The sequence below is a fragment of the Enterobacter sp. Sphag1F genome (assembly GCF_014193275.1).
In the GTDB taxonomy this organism is placed as follows: domain Bacteria; phylum Pseudomonadota; class Gammaproteobacteria; order Enterobacterales; family Enterobacteriaceae; genus Pantoea; species Pantoea symbiotica.
Genome location: NZ_JACHZD010000005.1, coordinates 405973 through 430739 on the forward strand (window position 1 = coordinate 405973; position 24767 = coordinate 430739).

Consider the following 24767-nt stretch of genomic DNA (forward strand, 5'->3'; position numbering starts at 1 on the left):
TTAAACTCATCATTACTGAAACTGAGGAGAATTGAAATGCAAAAGCAGGCATTGATTGTTGGCATCAGCGGCGTGATTGGACGTGCGCTGGCAGAAAAATTGCAGCGCGAAGGTTGGCAGGTGAGCGGTTTATCACGCGGACGTGGCGCTGTGCCTGAAGGTTGCCGCAGCCTGACCGCCGATCTGACGGATGCCGATGCGGTGCGTGCTGCGCTGGCGGAAGAGAAGCCGGATGCGTTGTTCTTCAGCGTTTGGTCGCGCCAGGAAAATGAAAAAGAGAATATCCGCGTGAATGGCGGCATGGTGCGTAACGTGATTGAAGCGCTGGGCGAGCGTCTGAATGGCGCGCATGTGGCGCTGGTGACTGGCCTGAAGCATTATCTCGGCCCATTCGAAGCCTATGGCAAAGGCGCAGTGCCGGTAACGCCATTCCGCGAAGAGCAGGGACGTCAGCCGGTCGATAACTTCTACTACGCGCAGGAAGATGAAGTGTTTGCCGGTGCGGAGAAATATGGCTATCGCTGGAGCGTGCACCGTCCACACTCTATCGTCGGTTTTGCGCTGGGTAACGCGATGAATATGGGCCAGACGCTGGCGGTGTACGCCACGCTGTGCCGCGAGCAAGGTTTGCCGTTTATTTTCCCAGGTTCGCCCGAGCAGTGGAATGGTGTGTCCGATGTCACCGATGCCGGTTTACTGGCGGAACAGCTGCTGTGGGCCGCGACTGCGGCAGAAGCGGCCAATCAGGACTTCAACGCGGTGAACGGCGATGTGTTCCGCTGGAACTGGCTGTGGCCACGTCTGGCGGCCTATTTTGGCGTGGAAGCAGCAGCGTATCCGGTGCAGATGATGCCGCTGGAAGGGCGCATGCAGGATGCCGCTGAAGCGTGGCGCGAAGTGGCGGCGCGTTATCAGTTGCGTGAGGCCGATATCACTAAACTGGCATCATGGTGGCACACCGACGCAGATTTGGGCCGTCCGATGGAAGCCTTCACCGACATGAGCAAGAGCCGCAAAGCGGGCTTCACCGGTTATCGTTCAACGCTGGATTCATTCACTCAGCTGTTTGATCGGTTGAAAGCGGAGAAGGTGATTCCGCAGTAACGTTCGGTTGATAGAAAATGGCGGCTTGCCGGGGCTGATGCACGTCAGTTAAGTGTAAAATGGTCGCCATGAATGGCGACCCTACAAAGGTTTGGCGCGTTTTTTGTAGGGTGCGCATTCATGCGCACCTATATACATAACATCCGGTATTGATCGCAAAGCCTGCGCTAAAAGCGTTGAGGTAAAAATATAAATAACGTAAGTCACATCCTGCCTATGATTAGTTTATATCCCTATAAGTAATTAATGATTTTTTATTCATTAACATGCTCATTCAGCTGATTTTATTCCTATCATCACTATCCTCACCTTTGCAATTTAAGTTGTACAATATAAATTATCTTGTACACGTTAAATCCATAGCCTGCTATTTATTTTGAGCGCTGAATAAATTATTTTTCTAATTAAATGTTCAGGAAAAATAATGCGGTCTATATTGATCTTTACGCATCTTTTAAATTCGAGGCTGGTATGTTTCTTAACTACTTTGCACTTGGGGTTTTGGTGTTTGTTTTTCTTGTCATCTTTTACGGGATAATTGTGCTCCACGATATCCCTTATCTCATTGCAAAATCACGTAATCATCCACACGCGGATGCAATACACGTCGCGGGTTGGGTTAGCCTGTTTACACTCCACGTCTTATGGCCATTCTTATGGATTTGGGCCACGCTTTACCGGCCAGATCGAGGCTGGGGAATGGAAGGTAGGAACGCGTCACTGGAACACCGCATAACGGCATTGGAACAAAAGGTGACGGCAGACCGGGATTCTCCGAAGGGGTGACATATGGACTTACTGATTATATTGACCTATGTCGCCCTGGCATGGGCCGTTTTCAAAATATTCAGAATACCGGTAAATAAATGGACAGTCCCAACAGCAGCATTGGGCGGTATTGTGCTGGTCAGCGGCCTGATATTGTTAATGAATTATAATCATCCCTATACTTCGCTGGCACAAAAAGCCGTTATCGCCATCCCTGTGACACCGCAAGTGACCGGTATTGTCACCGAAGTCACTGACAAACAAAATATGCGGATTAAAAAGGGGGATATGCTTTTCCGCCTTGATCAAACCTTGTTTAAAGCGCGCGTCGACAGGTTGAATGCTGACCTCGTCACTGCCATCCATAATATTCAGGTATTACGTGGACAATTAGAGGAATCCCTGGCGAATACCTCAAATGTGAGTGCGAAAAGAGACCGGTTATACAAAAATTACCAGCGTTATCTTTCCGGCAGTAAAGCCCGCGTAAATCCATTTTCTGAACAAGATATTGATGATGCAAGGCAAAACTATCTTGCACAGGATGCTTTGGTAAAAGGATCGGTTGCTGAGCAAAGGCAGATAAAAAGCCAGTTGGATAGCATGGTCGGCGGCGAGCAATCGCAGATTGTCAGCCTCAGAGCCCAATTAGCAGAGGCGCAATATAACCTTGATCAAACGATTATTCGTGCGCCGAGTGATGGATACGTAACGCAGGTGTTAATTCGTCCCGGTTCTTTCGCCTCATCATTGCCATTGCGCCCAGTGATGATTTTTATACCTGAACAGAAGCGTCAGGTTATTGCCCAGTTTCGACAAAATTCATTGTTGCGTCTAACGCCCGGTGATGAAGCGGAAGTGGTATTTAATGCGCTGCCGGGGCAAGTATTTAGCGCAAAACTGCTGAGAATTATTCCGGTGGTTTCGGGCGGTACTTATCAGGCTCAGGGAACCTTGCAATCTTTGACGATCGATCCCGGTTCTGATGGCGTGCTGGCAGTGGTTGAATTGGATCCTGATGCGGCAGTCGATGCATTGCCGGATGGTATTTTTGCGCAGGTTGCTGTTTATTCCGATCACTTTTCGCATGTTTCAGTAATGCGTAAGGTTTTGTTACGCATGACCAGCTGGGTTCATTATCTCTATCTTGACCATTAATAAAACAGATATTATTTAATGCTTGTTAGTCAAGCTTGCATCGGTCGCCATGAATGGCGACCCTACGTTAAGGTTATTGCATTTGAAAAGGACTGCCCCAGCATAAGTCATATTCATGCTGAGGCAGTTTTTAAATTACTTTTTCTTGTAGACGATTGCAGTACCATAAATTTTGTTGTTGGTATTCGCGGACGTCACGATATAAATGTCGCCGCCTTTCTCATCTGCCATTTTAGACAGCTCTTCTTTGGCACTGGCAGCATCCATTTCTCCTGAAGTGGAAATATTGCCAACCTCGACATACTGATCTTTTACTTTTTCAAACTCGACCTTGGTCATCAGTTGCGCGGCAAATGAGCTGAATGATAAAGCGCTAATGACTAAGCCTAACATTAACTTTTTCATACTGATCCTTGGGTTAGAGAAAAAAGATGAGTTGCTATTATTGTATAGTTTAGAAGCGAAACATTTACAACCTGAAGCAACTCATTACGTTTTTTATTGGCCCCATAATTCGTATCCATTTCAACGTCACCCTGCATATTCATTAGAATTTTCGAAACGTCTCTGCGGTCACAATTTAGCCGTATTCATCAGCTGAATTTTTGTTAGTCATCACAAAATACCAGAAACATTCTTGTATGGCAGTTAATCAAGGGTCAATTCTTATGGCATAACTCCTGACAAGGTGCTGCTGATGATTAACCGTTCGGAAGAGAAACCTATCAAATTAAGAAACATGCTGGCCTATGGCGGCGGCGATGTTTTTGGTGGCGGAAGTTTTACGATTCTTGGCCTGTGGCTGATGTATTTCTACACCACCTATGGCGGATTAAGCCCAGCAGAAGCAGGTGCAGTTATTGCTTTTGCGCGCTTGCTAGATGCATTTTTTGATCCGCTGATGGGATACGTAACCGACAACTTCTGGCGTAACCGGCTTGGGCAGCGTTTCGGTCGTCGCGGCTTTTTCTTCCTGATTGGCGCACCGCTGGTGTTTTTCAGTTACATCATCATGTGGGTCAGCGACATGGGATTCGCCTATTATCTCGCTACTTACATCCTTTTTTATGCCTGCTACACACTGGTCATCGTGCCTTACGAAACCCTTGCGGCGGAAATGGCTCACGATTTCCATGTGCGCTCACGTCTGACTGGCGTGCGCATGTTCTTCTCAATGGGAGCCGGCATTCTTGCCGCCTGGCTGCCGGGCGCAATTATTGCTGTGCTGGGTGATAACGCCTCCTCCTCGTTCCTGTATATGGCAGTTATCTTTGCCACGCTGTTCGCCATCGTAATTTTTGGGCTCTACTTCTTCACTTGGGAACGCGCCATCGAGATCACCGAGAAGCCCGCGCCGGTTGAGTTCAAACGTGACATGAAAGCGCTGTTCCGCTCGCTGCTCTCAACTTTCCAGGTGCGCACCTTCCGTCAGCACGTTGGCATGTATCTCGGAGCTTATGTGGCGCTTGATGTGCTTGGCGCAGTGTTGGCGTATTACATCATTTTTGTGCTGGGTCACAGTGCTATTGATGCCGCCAACAGCATGACCTTTATGTCGGTGGTGCAATTCTTCTGCATCGCTGCCTGGATCCCTTTCTGTATTCATATTGGTAATGGCGCGGCTTACAAGCTGGCGCAATACCTGATGCTCGTCAGCGTGGCGCTGTTCATCAGCTTCTATGCGTTTGGCATTAGCGCGGAGATGTGGATGGTTTGGGGCGCAGCGATTGTTATGGGAATGGGGCGTTCAGGTACCCAATACGTGTGCTGGAATATCTACAGCTTTATTCCGGACGTCGATGAAATGCTAACTGGCCAGCGTCGTGAAGGCATCTTTGCTGGCGTGATGACCTTCGTGCGCAAAGCTGTGCAGGCAGTAGCGCTATTTATTGTCGGGCTGGTACTGCAATCCTATGGTTTTGCGGGTAAAGGCGCAGTAAGTCAGCCTCCCGAAGCCATTCACGGCATCGCACTGGTATTTGGCATTGGTGCGCTAATTTTCCTGACTGTCGGACTCTTTAGCGCCCGTGGCTTTAGTTTGAACCGCCACAATCACGCCCTGCTGATTGCTGAGATTCAACGCCGCCATGCAGGCGGAAATCCCGCCGAAGCCTCCGCCGAAACGCGCGCGGTCGCAGAAAGACTAACCGGCTGGCCGTGGGCCAGTTTATGGGGCAAAAACGACATTATGAAGCGCATCGATCCACGCGCAGAAAACCTTACTGCTAAAGGAAACCAGCAACATGACACGCATCACCTTTGAAACTATGCAGTCTACGATTGAGCAGGCGTTATTAAACGCCGGGCTAGCGGCGAAACAAGCGGCGTTGTGCGCGCGAATTCATACCGAAACCAGCTGCGACGGCATTCCGTCGCATGGCCTGAATCGGGTCGCACGCTTCGTTGATTATTTGAAGAAAGGTTGGGTTGATGCGAACGCCGTACCGGAACGCGTCAAGAGTTTGGCCGTGATGGAAGTGTGGGATGGGCAGCGCGGGCCGGGCATTACCAATGCCATTCTGGCCGTTGACCGCGCGACTGAGTTAGCGCGTGAAAATGGCATGGGGCTGGTAGCGATGCGTAACACGACGCATTGGATGCGGGGTGGCACCTATGGATGGCGTGCGGCAGAACAGGGAATGGCCGCAATTTGCTGGACCAACACCGAATCTTGCATGCCTGCGTGGGGCGGTAAAAATACCCGACTCGGCAATAATCCGTTTGTGATGGCGGTACCCGGGAAACAAGGGCCGCTAGTGCTGGATATGGCGATGTCGCAGTATTCATATGGCAAGCTGCAGGTAACGCGTTTGAACGGGGAACAATTGCCGTATCCTGGCGGATTTGATCAGCAGGGAAACCTGACCAGCGATCCTGCGCCTATCGAGCAATCAATGCGTATTCTGCCAACGGGCTACTGGAAAGGATCCGGCCTGGCGATTTTGCTGGATGCGATGGCCGCTCTACTTTCAGGAGGAAGTTGTACCGCCGAAATTGACACTATCCAGCAAGGCAGTTGCACCGGAGCCAGCCAGATCTTTATGGTCTTCGACCCGGCGCAACTCAGCGGCAGAGATTTCAGCGATCAACTGGCTGAGACTATTCAGCAGTATGTGAATGGATCTGAGGTTGCGGAGGGATTCAATCACGTCACATGGCCCGGTCAGCGTCAACGCGCTACCCGTGAGCGTAATAGGGTTGAAGGGATTCCGGTTGATGATGGTGTTTGGCAGGAAGTTCAGCAACTGGCGGGTCGATGATTAAAATGGGGGATTTTAAATCCCCCGTTTTAATCCGTATTTAACGCAACGTTACCCAACGTCTCCCGACCAGCACGGTTAACGCCACTATCGTAACTATCGCCGCCAGATGCATGACAAAATCTAGCGGATGCAGATGCACCGGATGACAAAACGCCAGCAGCGTCACTGCCATGCAGGAAACGCCCAAGCCGGCCATCGCCAAACTGCGCACCGGATGCAGTGCACGGGTGCGGCGCAGGCTGGCGATCATCAGCGCCATCATCGGTGTGCTCACCACCAGCAGAAAGGTAAAGCAGCGCGCGCTGTCGTTGTCATGTTCGATTGGCACCTCACCGGGAATCTGGCTGATACTCATGCCAAGCCACAACAAGCCAATCGGCAGCAGCGCTTTCCAGCTGATACTGCGACGTCCGGCGATGCTCATATTGAAGGCGCTACGGATCGCCAGCGTGCCGAGGATAAACGCCAGCACCAGCTGCAGAATTGCCTGCAACGCGCCGGGCTGCGCCCAGTCGGTGAAGCTGCGCTGCACCAAAAAGCTGGCGGCGATGCCACAAGGTAACGCCAGCAGCAGCCAGGTGATGACGCGCCAGCTGGTGGATCGCAGCGGTTTGACGGGCCGCATCTCGCGCCCGAGTTTTTCAATTAACAGTTCATGATCGGTCATGATTGGCTCCAAAACGGCGCAGATTGGTCAGCGCGCGGTGCAACAGCGATTTCACCGCTGCAACACTTAAATTGTTATGCGCGGCTGCTTCCGTCAGGCTCATTTCGCGCAGATGAACATGTTCGACAATGTCGCGCTGACGCGAGGGCAGCTGGCGCAGGTAGCCGGCCAGCTCTTCCTGCGAGTCCTGCTGCGGGGCGTCGGGCGGGCTAGCCACTTCCGGCATCGCGTCGTCGTTAATTTCCCACTGCTGATGGCGACCGCGTCGCCGCAGCGCATCAATGACGCGCGCCGAGATAATCGCCATCAGCCAGGGTAAGAAAGGGTAGGCAGGATCATAGGTGTGACGCACCCGATGCACCGTCAGTAGCACATCCTGAATCACATCTTCTACCAGTGCATTATCGGCGATCTGTTTGCGTGTTTGCGCACGAATCACCGGCACCAGCGCTTTCAGCAGTCGGGTGTAGGCGAGCTGATCGCCCGCCTGCGCCTGTTCCATTAGCGTGGGCCAACTTTCGCGCGCGCTATCGCTTGTTTGCATAATCCGCCTTGTTGTTCTTACGCCTTCTTGCTCGCCTGGTTCAGCGCGTTGACCACAATACTCGGTGTCAGCACCTGCGGCAGCACTTTCGGCGGTCCGCCATCGGCAGGGTAAACCAGATACATCGGTAATCCGCCCTGACCGAACTCGCTCATGGTGTCATCCACGTCCGGATTAAATTTAGTGGAATCTGCCACCATGTACAGCGTGCCAGTTTTGGCGATGGCATCTTTCACGGCCTGAGTTGAGAGTGAGGTTTTCTCATTCACCTGACAGGTGATGCACCAGGACGCAGTGAAATCGACAAATATCGCTTTACCGTGACCGCGCTGCGCTTCAACCGCCTGCGGCGTCCATTTGGCTTTGGTAACTTCTGCCGTCAGCTGATCGCCTGCCAGACCTGCGCCGGGTTTGATAAGGCCAGGAAGCGGTGCGATTACGGCGATGATCAGCACCGCCGTAACGGCATACAGCACCTTGTGACTTTTCCCGGCAAAGTGGCGATGTTGCGCCATGCCGTACAGCCAGCCGGCGAAGGCCACTATCACCGAGGCGGCCAGTAAGGTTGCCAGCGCCGCGCTTCCCGCTTGCTGCGCCAGCACCCAAACCAGCCAGGCGTAAGCACCAAACATCGGGAACGCCAGGCCGCGTTTTAACACATCCATCCATGCGCCGGGACGCGGCAGGAATTTAGCCAACGCCGGGAACAGCGATACCAGCGTGAACGGCGCGGCGAAGCCGATGGCCAGCGCAAAGAAGATCACTAAGGCAACGGCGGGCGGCTGCACCAATGCATAGCCGATGGCGCTCGCCATAAAAGGTGCGGCGCACGGCGTGGCGACGATAATGGCCAGCGCACCGGTCAACGCTGAGCGCGTAAAGGCACCGCGACCGACGTCAACCGATCCAACGCGTTGTACCGATAAGCCCACTTCAAACACACCGAGCAGATTGAGCGCGGCGGCGAGGATAACCAGTGAAAGCAAGGCGATCACCAGCGGCGATTGCAGCTGGAAACCCCAGCCAACCGCCGCGCCACCGGCGCGTGCCGCCAGCAGGATGCCCGCCAGCGCCATCATGGTCACCACAACGCCAAGTAAAAAGCCCATTCCTTCACGACGCGCGCTGGCGGCGTTATCGGTATGGCGCAACAGGCCGAGCGCTTTCAGCGAGATCACCGGAAATACGCAGGGCATTAAGTTCAGAATGATGCCGCCGATGAAGGCGGCCAGCATGGCGGTTAACATCGCTGGCCTCTTTGCTTAGTTAGTTTGCGGGTGAGATGCGTCGTATTGCTTAACGGCGGCCATCGCTTTTTCAATGTGCGTGTCCGGGTTTCTGTCAGTGTAACTCAGCAGAATGTTGCCATCGGGCGCGATCACATACGAAGTACGATCGGACAGCGTTTTGCCTTTCATCTGCATGGTGGTTTGATACTGTGCCGCCACTTTCGCACCTGGATCGGCGGCAACGGTGAATTTATCGCGGCACTCAAGTTTGGAGAAATCGCTGACCTGATCGGTATTACCGGCGGTTACACCCACCACAGTTGCGCCCATTTTGGCGAAGCTATCGGTGGCTTCAGCGAAATCGTGCGCTTCAATGGTGCAGCCTGCGCTAAATGCAGCCGGGAAGAAATAGAGTACCACCGGGCCTTTCTTTAAGGCGTTTTGCAGTGAAAAGGTCAACGGCTTACCGGCTAACGCGCCCTGCAGTTCAAAGTTCGGTGCTTTCGCGCCTACCGGCAGTGCGGCACCGGCGTTGAAGGCAGACAGACCCAGTGCGGCGGTCATGGTCAGGGTACATACGAGGGATTTGATGCGTTTCATTTTCTGCTCCTGCGATGAATGGGAGTTCCGATTTGGATGTCTCAGTAATTCAGTTCGCTGGAGCAGAGAGGAAAGTTTCGGTGAGTGAAAAATTATTTTTGCAGGCGAGCCAGGGAGGATCGCTTGATGCCGAATTTTTTCGCCAAATCACTTTGCATCCATTGGTTTTTTTGGCGAATCAGTCTGTCGTGATTTGTAATTTGGCGTGGACCGTAAATCATTGCTTATTCTCATTTGGAGTCGAAGTGAAAGTCGGGATTATCCTTTGCAGAGGATAAAATCTGCTTAACTCCAGTTCGCCATTCATGGCGTAATGCCGCTCAGTTAAGCATTAATTTGCCTATGTATGCAGGTGCGCATGAATGCGCACCCTACGAAAAACGCGCCAATCCTTTGTAGGGTCGCCATTTATGGTGACCGAAAGACGCTTAAGTGACGAGAATACCGCCATGAATGGCGACCTTACGGGGTTGGCTGAATGCCCTTGCAAAACAAACTCAGCGTATGCTGCACAATGATTTCACGGTGATAAGCGGGGTCGTTGGCAAAGCGGGTGAAGGGCACCAGCACCAAACTCAGAATTGAGGTCATCAGCAGTTGCGGCTCTAGATCGGGGTTGAGTAATCCTTGCTGCTGCCAGCCCTCAATCAGTTTTTTCACCTGATCGCGTTCGCCGTGACCAAAGCGTTTTTTAATGTGCTGCCCTAAACCACCTTCACCTTGCATCACTTCCTGCATCCACAGCGGCGCGAACCAGTTGTGCGTGGTGACGATATCCGCCACTTCACGGATAAAAGCGCTGAATGTAGTGACAGGGTCACGCGGGTCATCCATAAAGTGCGCTACCAGGCGCTGGCGTAATGGCAAAAACCGCTCCTCAACCACGATATCCAGCAGCGATTCCCGTGACTGGAAATAGTAATTGAGCATCGCCGGACTAACGCCCGCTTTGCGCGCAATCGCGTTGAGCGAGGTTTCGCCGATGCCGTTTTCGGCATACAGCGCTAAGGTGATGTCGAGCAGCAGTTCGCGCTGCTGCACGTTGATTGCGCCACCGCGTGGGCGGCCAGGACGGCGAGGTTTAGCTGCGTTGGCCATTTCGTCAGCAGGGACTTTTCGTGCGGTCATCTTTACTCGCTCACTTGATTCGTGTCAGACTGCGATCAATATTAATTGTGTATTTAATTAATTTCAATTGGTGTCTGTTATGAAACCCCAAACACTCGCGCCTCAGTCGGGCGGCGGGCAGGAGAATCCTCCTTCCGTACGCCTGCTGATGAGCGCTTTATTACTGGTGATGCTGCTGGCGGCGCTGGATCAAACCATCGTCTCCACTGCATTACCGACTATCGTCGGCGAACTGGGCGGGCTCGATCGCCTGTCGTGGATCGTCACCGCTTATATGCTGGCTTCTACCATTGTCGTGCCGCTGTACGGCAAGTTTGGCGATCTGTTTGGTCGTAAAACGGTGTTGCAAATCTCGGTGATTCTATTCCTGATCGGCTCGGCGCTGTGCGGCCTGGCGCAGAATATGGAGCAGCTGATCTTCACCCGCGCTCTGCAAGGCTTAGGCGGCGGCGGTTTGATGGTGGTGAGCATGGCGGCGGTCGCCGATGTGATTCCGCCGCAAGATCGCGGTAAATATCAGGGCCTGTTTGGCGGCGTATTTGGTTTAGCCACCGTGATTGGTCCGCTGCTGGGCGGTTTTATCGTGCAGCATGCGTCGTGGCGCTGGATTTTCTACATCAATTTGCCGCTCGGATTGTTTGCGCTGGTGATCATTAATGCGGTGTTCAGGACCGACAACAAGCGCAAGCCGCATGAAATCGACTATCCGGGCGCGGTGTTTCTCAGCCTGGCGCTGGTGGGCATTACGCTGTTCACCAGCGAAGGCGGCACATTACGTGAATGGTCCGATCCGCTGCTGTGGTGCATTCTGGCCTTTGGGGTGATTGGCGTAATCGGCTTTATTTATGAGGAGCGCCGCGCCTGGGAACCGATTATTCCGCTGTCGCTGTTCCGCAATCGCAGCTTCTCGCTCGCCAGTTTGATGGCGTTTATTGTCGGCATGTCGCTGTTTGGCAGCGTGACGTTTTTACCGCTCTATCTGCAAGTGGTAAAAGGCTCCACGCCCACCGAAGCCGGTTTGCAACTGCTGCCGCTAATGGGCGGATTGCTGATCACCTCCATCGTCAGTGGACGCATTATTAGCCGCACCGGTAAATATCGGCTGTTCCCGATTTTTGGTACTTTGCTGGCGACCATCGGTATGGCGCTGCTCACCACGCTGACCATCGATGCGCCGCTGTGGCATATCTACCTGTTTGCCTGCGTGCTAGGGATGGGAATGGGCATGGTGATGCAGGTGCTGGTGCTGGCGGTGCAGAACACCGTGACGCCCGATCGTATCGGTGTCGCGACGTCGTCGGTCACGCTGTTCCGCTCGGTGGGTGGCTCGATTGGCGTGGCGCTGTTTGGCGCGGTGTTCAGTCAGGTGCTGAAATCGGGCCTGACCACGCTGGTGGAGCAGGGCAAAGAGCTGCCGCGCGCGCTCGATCCGCAAGCGGTGCATCGTTTGCCGTATGATGTGCAGCAAGCCTATTTGCAGGTGTTTGGCGATGCGGTGCACTCAGCCTTTCAAATGGCGGCGGGCGTGATGCTGCTGGCCTTTGTGCTGTCGCTGTTCCTGCCAGAATCACCGCTGCGCAAGAAAGACGCAGCGGCTTAACGCTGTTACATCGCCGCGCGCTGCTGTAAGGTTTTTACCGCTTGCGCAGCGTCGCGGCCCAGTTCCGCCAAATCCACTCCGGCAATCACATCCTCCTGCATCAGCACTTTTCCTGCGCAGATCAGCGCTTTTAAACTGGCGCGTCCGCCGCTGGCCACCGGGCCAATGGCGGGATCGTGCAGGCCAAAATAGCGCGGATCGTCGAGCCGATAGACGGCGATATCGGCGGCCATGCCGGGCGCAAGACGGCCGGTGTTCAAGCCCAAAACCTGCGCGCCACCGGATGTGCCCCAGCGCACCACATCTTCGATGCTGGCGGCATCGCCACCGCCTTCAAAGGTGCCACCGGCATAGCGCGGCTGTGCCAGCATGCCTTTGCGTGCGCGCTGAAGCTGCCAGGCTGCGTGGGTTTCGCTTTGCATATCCGCCGCCTCATTCGAGGCTGCGCCATCGACGCCAATCGAGATTTTTACGCCCGCCTGCTCCATCGCCACCAAATCGGCAATGCCGCTACCGAGACGCGCGTTACTTTGCGGGCAGTGCGCGATACCGCTGCCCGCCGCACCCAGCATGGCGATCTCTTCCGGCAGCAGTTTCACCAGATGCGCAAACCACACGTCGTTGCCGATCCAGTCGTGTTCGGCGCAAAATTGCAGCGGCGTCATACCAAACTTTGCGCGTGCGGCGTCGAGGTAATCAACGGTTTCCGACAGATGGCTGTGCAGACGAATGCCGAGTTGACGTGCCAGGCGCGCGCTCTCGCGCAGTTCCTGCGGCGTGGTGGAGTGCAGCGTGGTGGTCGGCGCCATCACAATGCGGCGCATCGCGCTATCCTGCGGTTGGTGATAGCGCGCCACCAGCCGATCGACATCGGCCATCATGCTGTCAAAGCTTTCCGGGCGCAGCGCGGTGGGCAAGTCGCTCTCTAAGCCACGGCTTTGCGTAGCACCGCCGCGACACAGCACGAAGCGCACGCCCAGCTTGTCAGCTTCATCGAACAGGATTGCTGCGCCATCAAACGGCATATCAGGCCAATAGAGATAGTGATGGTCGGCAATGGTGGTGCAGCCAGAACGCACCAGCTCAACCAAACCGACACGCGCGGCGATGCGAAACGTCTGTTCATCGAAAGCGCCGCGAAAGCGGTACGGCGTCGCGGCCAGCCAGCCGCCGAGGCTGAGATTGAGACCTTGCGGTTCGCCTTTGAGCAGCGATTGAAACAGATGATGATGCGTGTTGACCCAGCCGGGATAGACCACACAGTCGCGGGCGTCGATCACGGTTTCATCAGCGGCAGCGTCGAGCTCGCCCATCTCCGTAATCAGGCCATCGCGGATGCGAATATCGCGCGCACTGCTGCGCGGTTGCTGTTTGTCGCCGGTCAGAATCGCGGCGCAGTGTTTGATTAACAGTTGGCTCATGAGCAACTCACTCCGCGTTGGCCGCGACAAACTGCGTGCTAAATGCGCTCTGCCAGTCGGTGGAGGCTTTGAGCAGACCGGCGTTGACCATAAAGTCACGCGTTGCCTGCCAGCGCTTATCCGTCATCACACCTAGACCTTGTTTCGCCGCATCACCGCCGTCAATCAGATGCAGTGCTTTCATTTGCGACACGCCGAAGGCGAGAATCGCGTCGGTCATCTGCGGGTTCTCTTTTTTGATCAGCGCATTACCGGCAGCCGGATTGGCGAGGTAGGATCGCCAGCCTTCCATCGATGCCGCAACAAAACGTTTCATGACGTCCGGCTCTTTTTGCAGTAAATCGTCGCGCGTCACCAGAATGCCGCCGTACGCTGGATAGCCATAATCGGCAAACAGATAGAATTTGCTGTCCGGCTGCACCTGTTTGATTTGCTGCACTTCGGAGGTGGCGTAAGCTTGCTGCGCGGTATTTTTGTCGGCGAGGAAGGGTTGCATGTTGAAGGTGTAAGGGCGCGCCTGACCATCCTGCAGCTGATATTTGCCTTTCAGCCACGGCCACCAGCTGGCTTGTCCGCTGGCTGATACCAGCACGGTTTTACCTTTTAGTTGTTCCAGTGACTTCACATCGCCATGCGTGACTATGCCTTGCGGATCAAACTGAAACGGCGCGGCGATGGCTTTCAGCGGGAAGTTGCGCTCAACGCCCTGCAGCACTTGCAGATCGTAGCTGACGATGACATCAGCACGATTCGCCAGCAGCAGCGTCATGTTATTCAACTGCGGCCCGCCGGAGCGCACCTCAACATCCAGCCCGAATTTTTTATAGATGCCAGTGGCGAGCGCCTGGTAATAACCGCCTTGTTCAGCCTGTGCGACCCAGGTGGTTTGTAATACCAGTTTGTCGGCGGCGTGCGACAGGGCAGAGGTGCTCAGCAGAGCAGCGAATAACGAGAAACGGAAACGCGACATTGTCATAAAACCCCCAATAAACGTTGAGTTTGTTGTCGTCATCAGGGGCGTTGCGGCGCATGGCGTGCTCACGATGCGTGATTCGCATCGTCCCCTGACGAGGTACAGCTAATGCTGTAGAGCAATGTCCTGCGTGAATCTGCTGTCACGCTGACCGCTTATACTCAATAAGGATTTAGCAAAGCGCATGCCATTCATGTAACACGATGAAAATATTGAGTTTAATCTGAAATGTGTTGAGATTTTGCGTCATCCGCTGATCGTTGATGATGCAAGGCGCCCATTTTTGCACCGCCGTTGTGCAGGCATGATGTGCAAGATGGCTTAACTTGTTGATCTTACTTAGTTCCGTGAGCTGGCACAGGCTTTGCTTGACTGAAAATGAGTAGAAGCTGTCAACCGTGGTTTCACCCGGTGGGTCATTGCTCGATCGCCTGCACGTTAAGCAGGCGCGGGGATGACTGCCACACAGCGGGTGGGTCATCCGTTATCGCTCAATAACGAGGTGCACCAATGGAAAAGACCACTTATGACATGCATGAACTGGCAAAAGAATCGCGGATGGGCGCGCGCGGCGTGGAAGCGGCGCGTGATGTGCGCATCATCGATCTCTCCGATTTCGACCAACGTAAAGCTGAAATAGCCGATCAGTTGTGGCAAGCCGCCACTGAAATTGGCTTCTTCCAGGTTTCCGGCCACGGTATTCCCCTCGACGACATCAATGCGGCTTTTGCTAACGCCAAGCGCTTTTTTGCGCTGCCACAAAGTGACAAAGCGCGCCATCCACTCAGCCGCAATGCCGGCTGGGAATACCGCGCGCAGATTCGTCCCTCCACCGGTAAACCGGACCAAAAAGAGTCGTATCAGGTGACGCGACCGCGTATGGAAGGCTTATGGCCGGATGATGCCACTTTGCCCGGCTTCCAACATGATGTACTGAAATTCGAGCGTCAGTGCTGGGAAGTGGGCATGCGCTTGCTCTCCTGTTTTGCCCTGAAGCTGGGATTCCCCGACGACTTCTTTGCCAAAGCGCATGAGCCCTCGCGCGAAACCTACCAAAGCACGCTGCGGATGCTGCACTACTTTGCCATCAGCGGTGAGCCAGATGGTCCTTGGCGCGCGGGTGCGCATACCGATTTCGATTGCCTGACCTTGCTGTTCCAGCGTGATGGGCAGGGCGGTTTGCAAGTGTGTCCGGGCAAAGAGATGGAGGAGCAAATCTGGACGCCGATCGCGCCGCTGGAAGGCTTAATTACCTGTAATATCGGCGATATGTTGATGCGCTGGAGTGACGACAAGTTGCCGTCGAATTTCCATCGTGTCAGCAATCCGCTGCCGGGTGAATCGGTGCCGGCACGCTACAGCCTGGCGTTTTTCTGCCAGGCGAACGAAGACGTGATTATTGAAGGACCGGAGAAAAAATATCCGCCTATTTCCGCGAAGGATTATCTGGCGCAGCGTATTAGCGCCAATTTCTCCGGCAAGTATTAAACGTACAGCTGTAAGTCGAAATTGATGTCATTCTGTGCAGGAGAGCAAATATTCTCCTGCGCAGAAAAAGCGCAGCGCGGGAAATAGATTTTTAACTCAAATACAAGATGTTACCGTTGCGTAAACTTAGGTAAAAACAACCGGCAAATAAAAGATTTCACCGCACGCCTATTTATTTCTGCAACTTTTTTACGGTATAAATCTCTAACCACTGTCTCCCTCAGCGAAAACACCTACACATGATCAATTCTGCCGCCAGCAAAGTTATCGCCTGCCTGTTTCTTTTTACTCTGGCCGGTTGTTCTTCTAAGTCTTCGCATGCGCCTGCAGAGGACAGCGTGGATACCTCGGCAGACGGTGGCAAACAGCCCGATTTAATTCCGGTGATTGCCGCGCTGCACGATCAAATGCATTCGTGGGAAGGGACTAAATATCAGTGGGGCGGTACGCAATTAACCGGCGTCGATTGCTCAGGATTTGTCTGGCGCACGCTGAAGGATCGCTTCAATATTCCGATGGATCGCGTCACCACCAAAGAGTTAATTGCTATGGGCAAACCGGTGGATCAGGCGCATCTGCAACCCGGTGATTTAGTGTTCTTCCGCATTAAGCGCGAGCTGCACGTCGGCTTTTATGACACCGATCATCAATTCCTGCACGCGTCGGTGAGCCAGGGCGTGATGCGCTCTTCGCTAAATAATCCGTACTGGAAATCGGTTTATTTAGAGGCGCGCCGTTTGCCGAAAGAACAGAATTCGCAGATCAGTTTCAATTATAAAAATAAGGTTTGATGGGTCCGCATAAATGTGCGAAGGGTTGAATGGGTCGCCATGAATGGCGACCCTACGGTTTAATTAAAACTGGTATGAAACGCTCATCGAAACACTGCGCGGCGCGCCATAAACATAGCTGTTCATGTAGCTGTAATATTCGCGATCAAACAGGTTATCGACGTTCGCCTGCACCGCCACCTGCTTAGTCACCTGATAGCGCGCAAACAGCGATGCCAGTGGAATGCTGCCCTGATAAACGCGCACGGTATCGCCGCTGGCATTGGTGGCATCTTCAAACACGCGGTTCTGCCAGTTGATGCCGCCGCCAACCGTCAGATCCGGCAACATTGGTAGCTGATAACGGGTGAACAGTTTGAAGGAAGTTTGCGGCTGATAGCTGTTGAAACGTCCATCTTTATCCCGCGCCACGTAGCGTGTGGCACCGAACGTTAGCTGCAGATTATCGGTTAGCGCACCGTTCAGCTCAAACTCCGCACCTTTACTCACTGCACCTTTGGCGGGCGCATAAGCCTGTTCGTTGCCGCTCAAGTAGACGCCAGCAATCGCCTGACCAACGTTGTCTTGTTCAATACGGAATACCGCCACGGTCGCGGTTAATCGACCATCATACCAGGCGGACTTCAGGCCGGTTTCATAGCTTTTACCGGTAACTGGCGACAGGTATTTGCCGCTGGTATCGCGGTAGGTTTGCGGCAGGAAGATCGAGGTATAGCTGCCGTACGCCGACCATGTATCGTTGATGTCGTACACCAAACCAGCGTACGGCGTGGTGTTATTTTTCGTCATATCGCCGCTGCTGCCGTTGGTGCTCCACTGCGTATAGCGTGCACCAATAATCAGCGACAGCGGATCGGCCAGCGAGAAGCGCGCGGCGGTGTAAGCGGATTTCTGGCGAATGGTATCGTCGGCATTCTGATACCAACCTTGCCATTGCGGCTCGGCGATGTTGCCGTTCCAGTTGTTGTTGAAAATGCCCATGTCGCCTGAGGCGATATCATAGTTTTCCAGGTCGGTAACGCCATCCTGGCTGTAAGTGGCGTTGTGCTGGCGGCTGTAGCTTACGCCCGCCATCAACTGGTGCTGACGCCCTAGCAGCTCAAACGGGCCGCTGGCGTAGCCGTCGAAGGAATCCATCTGGCGTTTGCCGCGATCCATGCTGCCGTAGCCGGTGGTGCCTTCGCCGCTGTCCTGATCAGGGCTGCCCATGACATACAGCAACTTATCGTTAAAGGTATTCTCCGCGTGCGTGCCGTTGACGTGGATGTTCCAGCCGTTATCGAAATTATGATCGATGTCGGCGAACACTTTGCGCGAATTGGTGTTGTAGCGTGCCCAGTTGGCGGCGGAGTTGAGGCTGCGATCGTAATGTGTGGTGGCATTGTTGCTGTAGAACATCGGCAAGCCGCCCCACGTTGGATTGCCGGTGTTGGCATCTTCGTAGTCGTAGCCCAGCGACAGCGTGGTGTGCTCGGTGATATCGGCATCGATCACGCCGTAAAGGAACTTTTTGGTTTTGTGGTAACGATCGAGCCAGCTGTCTTCATCGCTGTAACCGGTCACTACGCGGCCGCGCAGGCTGCCATCCTGATTCAACGGCGCAGAGAGATCGGCAACATAACGCTGTTTGTTCCAGCTGCCGTAGCTGGCGCTGACCGAGCCGGTGAAGGTTTTGCTGTCGGCGTGTTTGCGCACCATGTTGATCGATGCTGACGGGCTTCCCGCGCCGGTCATCAATCCGGTGGCACCGCGTACGATCTCAATACGATCGTAAATGGCGGTATCCGAGGCGGCATCGCCATAGTTCCAGTTGTCATTAATCGACGTGGGAATGCCATCGAAAGAGAAGTTGGTGACTTTAAAGCCGCGCGAATAGTATTCCGAGCGCTCGCTGTCGATCAGGTTGGTTGAGATGCCGGTGGCGTTGGTCAGCACATCGTTCACCGATTGCAGGTTCTGATCCTGCATGCGCTGCTGCGTCACCACGCTGATCGACTGCGGCACATCGCGTGGCGTTAGCAACAATTTGGTGCCCGCCCGCGTGGTTTTTACCGCGTAATCCTGCTTTTCGTTGTTATCGCTGCCGCCGGTTGCGGATGCATCGACCACCAAATCCTGCTGCGTATCGCTTGCTGCCTGCGCCATGTTCGGCGTAAGCAGGGCATGAATCGTCACCGCCAGCAGTGAGACGTTAAAGGTTTTCCTGATGCCAGACATAAAATTTCCTGTAGAAACCTGTGTTATAGGAAGCTGTTTTGCTTCGTTTTTTATTGTTTGCGTCGTTACTTATCAGCCGGGAAGGGCGGAAGAGAAGGCACGCAAACCGCCACTGCGCATTTATTGAGAAAGCCAATGATAATCATTTGCTTTAAAGAATCCGCCGAAGGTTTCAACTGCAATTGTAATAATCTGTAAGTGGGCTATGTATCAAGGTCTTACGAGTAAAAATAACCTGTTAATTGCTAACGTTTTCATTTTTTTAAGGCAATATCAGGACGTTTTTTGGCTAAGAAAGGTGTGCGACTAGCAAGCCGGTATTCACGGCAAAGTACGGAAGATCGTCGAGAAAGTTGCTAAGTTTATGCTAATGCGTATGATTCTCATTCTTCTTGTATTTTCCGTATGCGCACGCGCGCAACGGAGCCGTTCATCCATTGATGGAGTTGAGCATGAAATCGTTATTTAGCCCGCGCAAAGCCGCCTTAGCTGCAGCGATCGTCGCTGCTTTCAGCCTGACCGCTTGCCAGGCTCCGGCTAAAAAAGCCGAAGCGCCAGCCGCCGCTGCCAAGCCAGTTGATACTTCTCTGACCCAGCGCACCTTGGGCGATGGCCTGTATGAAATGGCGTACTCGCCTGCTGCGAAAGCGTTATACGTTGCCAGCGCGCAGAGCTTTAAAGACGTGAACGGCGGTGTGATTTATCGTCTCGACCCAAACACGCTGGAAACCAAAGGCGTGACGCATACCGATCTGAAAAACTTCGGTACGGCGATCGACGAAGCGGGCAGCGTGTTCTACACCACCAACTCGCTGGATGGCGCCATCTCGAAAGTGGATGCGCAAAGCGGCAAAGTGCTGGAACGTTTAGTCTTCCCAGGCAAGAAAGATAAAGAAGGTTATCCGGCGGGCGCGCGTGAAGTGCTGTGGCACGGCAACGAGCTGTATGTTGGTCGCGTGGCCGATCCGGGGTACATCTCGGTGGTTGACGTGAGAACATTCAAGCTGAAAGCCACCATCAAAAATGCAGGCAAATGGGTAACCGGCATCATCTATTCTCCGCTGACTGAGCGCATTTATGCGACCAACGGCGCGGGCGAGATTCTGGTAATCAATCCACGCACGCACAAAATTGAGAAGCGCTGGACGGCGGGCGACGGTAAAGAGTACTTGTTCCTGAATATGGCGGAAGATCCGGCAACAGGTCGCCTGTTCGTCACCGACGATTCGAAAGGCAAAACCACGCTGGTGTTTGATGAGCGCACTGGCAAAGTGATCAAGCGTATTGAAGGCGATGCGCTGGCTATCAAATTCAACGCCAAACGTAATGAGATCTACATCAGCCAGCGCGAATCGAAGAAAGTGCTGCAGTTGGATGCCACCACGTACGCGGTAAAAAACAGCTGGTCGTTTGATAACAATCCAAACAGCCTGCTGATTGGCCCAGACAACAACACGCTATATGTAACGTTGAAAGCGGAGTTTAATAAAGACTCCTCAACCAAAGGCCAGGATCAGATTGCACGCATCGCGCTGAAATAATCCCCTAGCTGTAGCGATAATTCATGCCCTCGTAAGAGGGCATTTTTATTTCTGATGGCTTATAACAGTGCAGGTTAAGCTGTTTTCCCCTGTTAATGACGAATAAGGCGCTGGCTATGTTTAAAGGATTGAGTGCATTTCCCCTGACTCCGCTGAATGCTTCTGGAATTGATGAGAAAGCTTTTCTTAATATTCTTGCGCGGCTCACGGCAGCAAAGGTCGATTCGCTTGGCGTGCTGGGATCCACCGGCAGCTACGCCTATTTCACGCGCGAACAGCGCAAGCGTATTGCGACGCTGGCGGTGCAGCATGCGGACGCTATTCCGGTGATGGTCAGCATTGGCGCGGTGAGCACCGACGAAGTGCTGCGACTTGCCGAGGATGCGCAACAGGCTGGCGCCAGCACCTTGCTGCTGCCCGCCGTTTCCTATCAGAAACTCACTGATGACGAAGTGTTTGGCCTGTATCAGGATGTCACGCGCCACGTTTCGCAGCCGGTGTGCATTTATGACAATCCCGGTACCAGCCACTTTGTCTTCTCCGATGCGCTGCATGCGCGTATCGCCACGCTGCCGCATATCGCTTCCATCAAAATTCCCGGCGTGCCCGCCGATATTGCAGCGGCTACGCAACGGGTAAAGGCTTTGCGTGATCAATTACCGCAAGACGTCACCATTGGCGTCAGCGGCGATGCCTTTGCCGCAGCAGGCCTAATCGCCGGTTGTGAAGTGTGGTATTCAGTGTGCGGCGGACTGTTCCCGCGCACCGCTAAAGCAATGACAGATGCGGCGATGGCGGGCGATTTTGCGGCGGTAGCCGAACAAGGACAGCGGCTGGCATCGCTTTGGGCGCTGTTTACCCAACACGGCGGCAGTATTCGCGTCATCGCTGCGGCGGCCAGCGCGCTGGGGCTTGCTGAGTATGATTGCCTGCCGCGCCCACTGCGTTCGCTTTCGGCGGCGGATGTGGCGGAAGTGAAAAGGGTTATCACAGAGCTCGAGCTGGCGTAGTGATAATGAGTTGATTAACTGTGATCGCACTAATAGTTAATCTGATAATAGTTTCAATGGTTATTATTGTTTCCATCGAAGGCGCACAGCCTTCAAATCAAACAACCAAAGGAATACGACCATGAAAACTATCAAAACTCTGACCATCGCCGCTGCTGCCGCTCTTTCACTGATGTCTGCCGCTAGCTTCGCACAGACCGTTTCAGCTACTTCTCTGACGCTGGATGGTGCTGAAGCCAAAATCGCTGCACAGGCTAAACAGAATGGTGAGCAATACAAAATTCTGGAAGCAAGCAACGGTAACGTCGTACATATGACTGCAGAACTTTACAAATAACGGATGGTTGCATACGGATGTGCCAGAACAGGTCGCCTACGGGCGGCCTTTTTTGTCGACAAAGCGCCGGAAACTGTATAGTTACGTAAGTTATCGTGATCGCACTAATGGTTAATATTGAAACGATAACTTCAGTTATTATTATTCTCATCGAAGGCACACAGTCTTCTATTTAAACCCCTAAGGATTATGACCATGAAAACTATCAAAACACTGTCTATCGCCGCCGTTGCTGCTCTTTCAATGATGTCTGCTGCTAGCTTTGCACAGAGCGTTTCAGTTCAGTCTTCAACTCTGGATGGCGCAGAAGCGAAAATCGCAGCTCAGGCTCAAGAGCAGGGCGCACAGTACAAAATCACCAGCGCCAACACTAACAACCGCGTACACATGACTGCAGAGCTGTATAAATAAGTTAGTCGCACAAGCCGTTGTGTTAAGGCCGCCTCCGGGCGGCTTTGTTGTATCTGCATGTCCGTAAATGGCCTGCGTGTGTCCCGCCGTCCGCCTGCGCTCTGTGTATCATCAACCCAGTTCTCCTTTACACGGATATCGCATGAAAATCTACGTCAGCAAAAACTTCTCACCTGCTAAAGCCTGGGATGCGTTAGACATCGCCAACTTCGGCGGCACCAGCGTGCGTCTGCACTGGACCAATCAACCTTACAAATGGCACATCAATGATGGCGAAGAAGTGTTTGCGGTACTGGATGGCGCGGTAGAGATGCATTACCGCGAAGCGGGCGAGGTGAAGAAAGTGCTGCTCAATACCGGCGACATTTTTTTCGCCAGCATCGGCACCGAGCATGTTGCGCACCCGCAAGGTGAAGCGCGCGTGTTAGTGATCGAAAAAGAAGATTCGGTTTAACGCGCCACTAGCGCTTCAATCTCGGCTTTTGCCTGCAGCAGTGACGCCAGCAAATGCGCGAACTGCTCATCAAAACGCAATGCCGGTGCGGCAATCGCTAAAGCATAGCGTTCACCCGCTCCGGTTTGCAGCGCCACGCTGATGCCGCAAACCCCGCGCGCATGCTCTTCACGATCAATGGCATAACCTTGCTTTCGCGTGGCGGCGATATCTTTCAGCAGCGACTTTGCTTCTTGCTGCGTTTTCTCGGTGCGCACCTCTTTCAGCTGTGGCAGCAAGCTTGCCAGCGCCTCTTCAGATTGCTCCGCCAGTAACGCTTTGCCGTGTGCCGCACAGTGCGAGGGAAACGCGGTGCTCACCGGCGATGCCACCCGCAACTCCTGATCCGAAACACACTGACTCACCAACACGGTATGGCTACCGCGCCAGACGCAGAGATCGACGGTTTCACGCGTACGACGGCCGAGTGTCGCCATTGCCGGTTGTGCCAGCGCGATGATATCGGTATGCGCCGATGCCGCGAGACGAGCCAGCGCCGGACCCAATTTGATGCCATCGCTATCCTGCAACAACAGCTGTTGAGCGATCAGCGAGGTCACCAGCCGATGCACGGTGGTGCGCGGTAATGCAGTGATTTTCGCCAACGCCGACATCGTTAATCCCGCCGGACGATCTTCCAGCGCGCGCAAAATCGTGGCGGCGCGCGCGATCACCTGTGATCCGTTAGTTTCTGTTTCCACACTCATTTTTAGAGGATTCCGTGCGTTTGAGCTGGCAACACTATAGCACGATGGCGTGCGGTGATTGACAGCGCCACCGATTCCTCTAACACTGTCGTCCACTATTCGGTGTTTATGTCCATTATGTGGATATCAGGAGTTGATGTGTCATCCCTCAAACCTACCGGCGCAATTACCTTATTAGCGGTCAGTTGCCTGACGATTATGGTGGGCTGCGTGATTGTTCCCGGACTCAGCGAAATCGCTGCGCAACTTGGCGTCGCGCATTTGGCAAGCTGGCTGGTCACGCTGCCGTCGCTTGGCGTGGTACTGGCGGGTCCGTTAGCGGGACGTGCTATCGATCGCTGGAGCGCTTATTCACTTCTGCTCATCGGACTGTTTTGCTACGGACTTTTCGGCGTCGCAGGCGCGTGGTTGCCTGGCGCGCTACCGCAGATCATCGATCGTCTTTTACTCGGCTGCGCCACCGCAATCGTAATGGCGGCGGGTACCAGCTTGATCGCCCGTTTTTACAGCGGTGAAGCGCGGCTGAAAATGATGGCGCGGCAAGGGATGTCTATCGAACTGGGTGGCGTACTGTTTCTGTTTATTGGCGGTATTCTGGCGTCGATCAGCTGGCGCTGGCCGTATGGGCTTTATCTGTTTGCCTGGCTGATGTTGCTGATGGTGTTGATCACCGTGCCACGCCCGCCGCAGTTGGCGGCATCGGAATCTGTAGATGAGAAGGCGGGAAACAGCGATCGCGCGCTGCGTCCGGTTTTACTCGCCGCACTCTGCTCGATGATGTGTTTTTTCACCGCCGTGATCATGTTGCCGCAACGTTTTGCCGCGATGGGCATTGATGCCGCGCACATTGGTTATTTTCTCTCTTTCGTCTCGCTGGTGGCGGTGCTTGCCGCCGCCATCATGCCCGACGTGTCGCAGCGCTTTGGCAGTTATTCAACCTTAGTGATGGCGTTTGTCTGTTATCTGCTGGCGCATCTGGAGTTTGCCGCTGCGCCAAACATGGTGCTGTTTATTCCGGGCGGCATTTTGCTGGGCATGGGATTTGGTCTGTCGATTCCGCTGGTTAACCATATGACGGTGGAGATCAGCCAGCCGCAGGAACGCGGCCGCCAGCTGGCGCGTTTATCGATGGCGATTTTTTCCGGCCAGTTTCTCGCGGCCTTTATGGCGTATCTGCCCGGCGGTTTCGTCAGCGCCTTTGCTGCCGCCGCGCTGTTAGCGGCAGTAAACGTTTTTGCCATGGGGAAAGTGGGGCGCTCGGTCACTACATGATTTCATAATCGTGCGAAAAGTAACCGTATGCGCGCATCGGGCGCT

Annotated in this window: 25 protein-coding genes; 14 read left to right on the plus strand and 11 right to left on the minus strand. The window is 53.9% G+C overall.

Annotation, left to right across the window (positions count from 1 at the left end; all coding sequences use genetic code 11):
- Nucleotides 1-36 precede the first annotated feature (36 nt).
- From FHW71_RS17925 to FHW71_RS17935, 3 genes are all read left to right on the plus strand, one after another.
- The gene (locus FHW71_RS17925; RefSeq protein WP_179452334.1) at nt 37-1104 is read left to right on the plus strand and encodes an SDR family oxidoreductase; all 1068 of its coding nucleotides are present in this window, start codon (nt 37-39) and stop codon (nt 1102-1104) included.
- Nucleotides 1105-1575: 471 nt separating this feature from the next.
- On the plus strand, nt 1576-1890 hold the full coding sequence (locus FHW71_RS17930; RefSeq protein WP_179452333.1) for a DUF3302 domain-containing protein: 315 nt from the start codon (nt 1576-1578) through the stop codon (nt 1888-1890).
- 3 nt (nt 1891-1893) lie between these two features.
- Nucleotides 1894-3030, plus strand: a complete 1137-nt coding sequence (locus FHW71_RS17935; RefSeq protein WP_179452332.1) for an HlyD family secretion protein — start codon at nt 1894-1896, stop codon at nt 3028-3030.
- A gap of 135 nt (nt 3031-3165) precedes the next feature.
- Here FHW71_RS17935 and yahO read toward each other — a convergent pair whose 3' ends face one another.
- A complete protein-coding gene (yahO, locus tag FHW71_RS17940) occupies nt 3166-3435 on the minus strand; it encodes a DUF1471 family periplasmic protein YahO (RefSeq protein WP_154157509.1) in 270 nt (89 codons plus the stop codon).
- A 292-nt stretch (nt 3436-3727) separates the two neighbouring features.
- Between yahO and FHW71_RS17945 the strand changes: the two genes are divergently transcribed.
- Nucleotides 3728-5293 carry an MFS transporter gene (locus FHW71_RS17945; RefSeq protein ID WP_179452331.1) on the plus strand — a complete coding sequence of 522 codons (1566 nt, stop codon included), beginning with the start codon at nt 3728-3730 and terminating at the stop codon, nt 5291-5293.
- Entirely contained in the window at nt 5274-6290 is a 1017-nt protein-coding gene (gene yiaK, locus FHW71_RS17950; RefSeq protein WP_179452330.1) for a 3-dehydro-L-gulonate 2-dehydrogenase, read from the plus strand. Before FHW71_RS17945 ends, yiaK begins: the two co-directional genes overlap by 20 nt.
- Nucleotides 6291-6330: 40 nt before the next feature.
- Here the strand turns inward: yiaK and FHW71_RS17955 are convergent, their stop codons facing one another.
- The 5 genes from FHW71_RS17955 to FHW71_RS17975 form a co-directional block, all read right to left on the minus strand.
- Nucleotides 6331-6960: an NrsF family protein gene (locus FHW71_RS17955; protein WP_179452329.1), complete on the minus strand. Its 630-nt coding sequence runs from the start codon at nt 6958-6960 to the stop codon at nt 6331-6333.
- A complete protein-coding gene (locus tag FHW71_RS17960) occupies nt 6947-7504 on the minus strand; it encodes a sigma-70 family RNA polymerase sigma factor (RefSeq protein ID WP_179452328.1) in 558 nt (185 codons plus the stop codon). Before FHW71_RS17960 ends, FHW71_RS17955 begins: the two co-directional genes overlap by 14 nt.
- Before the next feature lie 17 nt (nt 7505-7521).
- The gene (locus FHW71_RS17965) at nt 7522-8751 is read right to left on the minus strand and encodes a thioredoxin family protein (protein WP_061719151.1); all 1230 of its coding nucleotides are present in this window, start codon (nt 8749-8751) and stop codon (nt 7522-7524) included.
- Nucleotides 8752-8766: 15 nt separating this feature from the next.
- Nucleotides 8767-9333: a peroxiredoxin gene (locus FHW71_RS17970; RefSeq protein WP_008101921.1), complete on the minus strand. Its 567-nt coding sequence runs from the start codon at nt 9331-9333 to the stop codon at nt 8767-8769.
- A 462-nt stretch (nt 9334-9795) separates the two neighbouring features.
- Nucleotides 9796-10461 carry a TetR/AcrR family transcriptional regulator gene (locus FHW71_RS17975; RefSeq protein ID WP_008101920.1) on the minus strand — a complete coding sequence of 222 codons (666 nt, stop codon included), beginning with the start codon at nt 10459-10461 and terminating at the stop codon, nt 9796-9798.
- A gap of 79 nt (nt 10462-10540) precedes the next feature.
- On the opposite strand from FHW71_RS17975, the gene FHW71_RS17980 reads away from it, so the two are divergent.
- The gene (locus FHW71_RS17980) at nt 10541-12061 is read left to right on the plus strand and encodes an MDR family MFS transporter (protein WP_179452327.1); all 1521 of its coding nucleotides are present in this window, start codon (nt 10541-10543) and stop codon (nt 12059-12061) included.
- Nucleotides 12062-12066: 5 nt separating this feature from the next.
- Here FHW71_RS17980 and FHW71_RS17985 read toward each other — a convergent pair whose 3' ends face one another.
- From FHW71_RS17985 to FHW71_RS17995, 3 genes are all read right to left on the minus strand, one after another.
- Nucleotides 12067-13482, minus strand: coding sequence for an amidohydrolase family protein (locus FHW71_RS17985; RefSeq protein WP_179452326.1), 1416 nt, complete (start codon nt 13480-13482; stop codon nt 12067-12069).
- A gap of 7 nt (nt 13483-13489) precedes the next feature.
- Nucleotides 13490-14458, minus strand: coding sequence for an ABC transporter substrate-binding protein (locus FHW71_RS17990; RefSeq protein WP_179452325.1), 969 nt, complete (start codon nt 14456-14458; stop codon nt 13490-13492).
- Nucleotides 14459-14627: 169 nt separating this feature from the next.
- Entirely contained in the window at nt 14628-14936 is a 309-nt protein-coding gene (locus FHW71_RS17995) for a hypothetical protein (RefSeq protein ID WP_179452324.1), read from the minus strand.
- Between the two features lie 29 nt (nt 14937-14965).
- On the opposite strand from FHW71_RS17995, the gene FHW71_RS18000 reads away from it, so the two are divergent.
- On the plus strand, nt 14966-15943 hold the full coding sequence (locus tag FHW71_RS18000; RefSeq protein ID WP_179452323.1) for an isopenicillin N synthase family oxygenase: 978 nt from the start codon (nt 14966-14968) through the stop codon (nt 15941-15943).
- 239 nt (nt 15944-16182) lie between these two features.
- Entirely contained in the window at nt 16183-16734 is a 552-nt protein-coding gene (locus FHW71_RS18005) for an NlpC/P60 family protein (protein WP_008101910.1), read from the plus strand.
- A 63-nt stretch (nt 16735-16797) separates the two neighbouring features.
- Here the strand turns inward: FHW71_RS18005 and fhuE are convergent, their stop codons facing one another.
- Nucleotides 16798-18951 (minus strand): ferric-rhodotorulic acid/ferric-coprogen receptor FhuE, encoded by a 2154-nt coding sequence (gene fhuE / locus FHW71_RS18010; RefSeq protein WP_179452322.1) that lies wholly within the window; start codon nt 18949-18951, stop codon nt 16798-16800.
- Between the two features lie 452 nt (nt 18952-19403).
- Between fhuE and FHW71_RS18015 the strand changes: the two genes are divergently transcribed.
- The 5 genes from FHW71_RS18015 to FHW71_RS18035 all read left to right on the plus strand — a co-directional run bounded on the left by FHW71_RS18015 (nt 19404) and on the right by FHW71_RS18035 (nt 22704).
- A complete protein-coding gene (locus FHW71_RS18015; protein WP_179452321.1) occupies nt 19404-20492 on the plus strand; it encodes a YncE family protein in 1089 nt (362 codons plus the stop codon).
- A gap of 116 nt (nt 20493-20608) precedes the next feature.
- Complete coding sequence (locus FHW71_RS18020) at nt 20609-21502, plus strand: dihydrodipicolinate synthase family protein (protein ID WP_179452320.1); 894 nt, start codon at nt 20609-20611, stop codon at nt 21500-21502.
- A 121-nt stretch (nt 21503-21623) separates the two neighbouring features.
- On the plus strand, nt 21624-21839 hold the full coding sequence (locus tag FHW71_RS18025) for a YdgH/BhsA/McbA-like domain containing protein (protein WP_007890154.1): 216 nt from the start codon (nt 21624-21626) through the stop codon (nt 21837-21839).
- Nucleotides 21840-22034: 195 nt separating this feature from the next.
- A complete protein-coding gene (locus FHW71_RS18030) occupies nt 22035-22250 on the plus strand; it encodes a YdgH/BhsA/McbA-like domain containing protein (RefSeq protein WP_008101902.1) in 216 nt (71 codons plus the stop codon).
- A 142-nt stretch (nt 22251-22392) separates the two neighbouring features.
- Nucleotides 22393-22704 carry a cupin domain-containing protein gene (locus tag FHW71_RS18035; RefSeq protein ID WP_179452319.1) on the plus strand — a complete coding sequence of 104 codons (312 nt, stop codon included), beginning with the start codon at nt 22393-22395 and terminating at the stop codon, nt 22702-22704.
- On the opposite strand, the gene FHW71_RS18040 is transcribed toward FHW71_RS18035, so the two are convergent.
- A complete protein-coding gene (locus FHW71_RS18040) occupies nt 22701-23450 on the minus strand; it encodes an IclR family transcriptional regulator (RefSeq protein ID WP_179452318.1) in 750 nt (249 codons plus the stop codon). The genes FHW71_RS18035 and FHW71_RS18040 overlap by 4 nt on opposite strands.
- Nucleotides 23451-23588: 138 nt before the next feature.
- Between FHW71_RS18040 and FHW71_RS18045 the strand changes: the two genes are divergently transcribed.
- Complete coding sequence (locus FHW71_RS18045; RefSeq protein WP_179452317.1) at nt 23589-24722, plus strand: MFS transporter; 1134 nt, start codon at nt 23589-23591, stop codon at nt 24720-24722.
- Nucleotides 24723-24767: the final 45 nt, after the last annotated feature.

Excerpts from the sequence above, each read along its gene's own strand:
- fhuE (WP_179452322.1), bottom strand. The coding sequence starts at position 18,951 with ATGTCTGGCATCAGGAAAACCTTTAACGTCTCACTGCTGGCGGTGACG.
- FHW71_RS18015 (WP_179452321.1), top strand. The coding sequence starts at position 19,404 with ATGAAATCGTTATTTAGCCCGCGCAAAGCCGCCTTAGCTGCAGCGATC.
- FHW71_RS17990 (WP_179452325.1), bottom strand. The coding sequence starts at position 14,458 with ATGACAATGTCGCGTTTCCGTTTCTCGTTATTCGCTGCTCTGCTGAGC.
- yiaK (WP_179452330.1), top strand. The coding sequence starts at position 5,274 with ATGACACGCATCACCTTTGAAACTATGCAGTCTACGATTGAGCAGGCG.
- FHW71_RS17970 (WP_008101921.1), bottom strand. The coding sequence starts at position 9,333 with ATGAAACGCATCAAATCCCTCGTATGTACCCTGACCATGACCGCCGCA.
- FHW71_RS17965 (WP_061719151.1), bottom strand. The coding sequence starts at position 8,751 with ATGTTAACCGCCATGCTGGCCGCCTTCATCGGCGGCATCATTCTGAAC.
- FHW71_RS18020 (WP_179452320.1), top strand. The coding sequence starts at position 20,609 with ATGTTTAAAGGATTGAGTGCATTTCCCCTGACTCCGCTGAATGCTTCT.
- FHW71_RS17985 (WP_179452326.1), bottom strand. The coding sequence starts at position 13,482 with ATGAGCCAACTGTTAATCAAACACTGCGCCGCGATTCTGACCGGCGAC.
- FHW71_RS17955 (WP_179452329.1), bottom strand. The coding sequence starts at position 6,960 with ATGACCGATCATGAACTGTTAATTGAAAAACTCGGGCGCGAGATGCGG.
- FHW71_RS17945 (WP_179452331.1), top strand. The coding sequence starts at position 3,728 with ATGATTAACCGTTCGGAAGAGAAACCTATCAAATTAAGAAACATGCTG.
- FHW71_RS18035 (WP_179452319.1), top strand. The coding sequence starts at position 22,393 with ATGAAAATCTACGTCAGCAAAAACTTCTCACCTGCTAAAGCCTGGGAT.
- FHW71_RS18040 (WP_179452318.1), bottom strand. The coding sequence starts at position 23,450 with ATGAGTGTGGAAACAGAAACTAACGGATCACAGGTGATCGCGCGCGCC.
- FHW71_RS17925 (WP_179452334.1), top strand. The coding sequence starts at position 37 with ATGCAAAAGCAGGCATTGATTGTTGGCATCAGCGGCGTGATTGGACGT.
- FHW71_RS17960 (WP_179452328.1), bottom strand. The coding sequence starts at position 7,504 with ATGCAAACAAGCGATAGCGCGCGCGAAAGTTGGCCCACGCTAATGGAA.
- FHW71_RS18000 (WP_179452323.1), top strand. The coding sequence starts at position 14,966 with ATGGAAAAGACCACTTATGACATGCATGAACTGGCAAAAGAATCGCGG.
- FHW71_RS17995 (WP_179452324.1), bottom strand. The coding sequence starts at position 14,936 with ATGACCCACCCGCTGTGTGGCAGTCATCCCCGCGCCTGCTTAACGTGC.
- FHW71_RS18005 (WP_008101910.1), top strand. The coding sequence starts at position 16,183 with ATGATCAATTCTGCCGCCAGCAAAGTTATCGCCTGCCTGTTTCTTTTT.
- FHW71_RS17935 (WP_179452332.1), top strand. The coding sequence starts at position 1,894 with ATGGACTTACTGATTATATTGACCTATGTCGCCCTGGCATGGGCCGTT.
- yahO (WP_154157509.1), bottom strand. The coding sequence starts at position 3,435 with ATGAAAAAGTTAATGTTAGGCTTAGTCATTAGCGCTTTATCATTCAGC.
- FHW71_RS17975 (WP_008101920.1), bottom strand. The coding sequence starts at position 10,461 with ATGACCGCACGAAAAGTCCCTGCTGACGAAATGGCCAACGCAGCTAAA.
- FHW71_RS17980 (WP_179452327.1), top strand. The coding sequence starts at position 10,541 with ATGAAACCCCAAACACTCGCGCCTCAGTCGGGCGGCGGGCAGGAGAAT.
- FHW71_RS17930 (WP_179452333.1), top strand. The coding sequence starts at position 1,576 with ATGTTTCTTAACTACTTTGCACTTGGGGTTTTGGTGTTTGTTTTTCTT.
- FHW71_RS18030 (WP_008101902.1), top strand. The coding sequence starts at position 22,035 with ATGAAAACTATCAAAACACTGTCTATCGCCGCCGTTGCTGCTCTTTCA.
- FHW71_RS18025 (WP_007890154.1), top strand. The coding sequence starts at position 21,624 with ATGAAAACTATCAAAACTCTGACCATCGCCGCTGCTGCCGCTCTTTCA.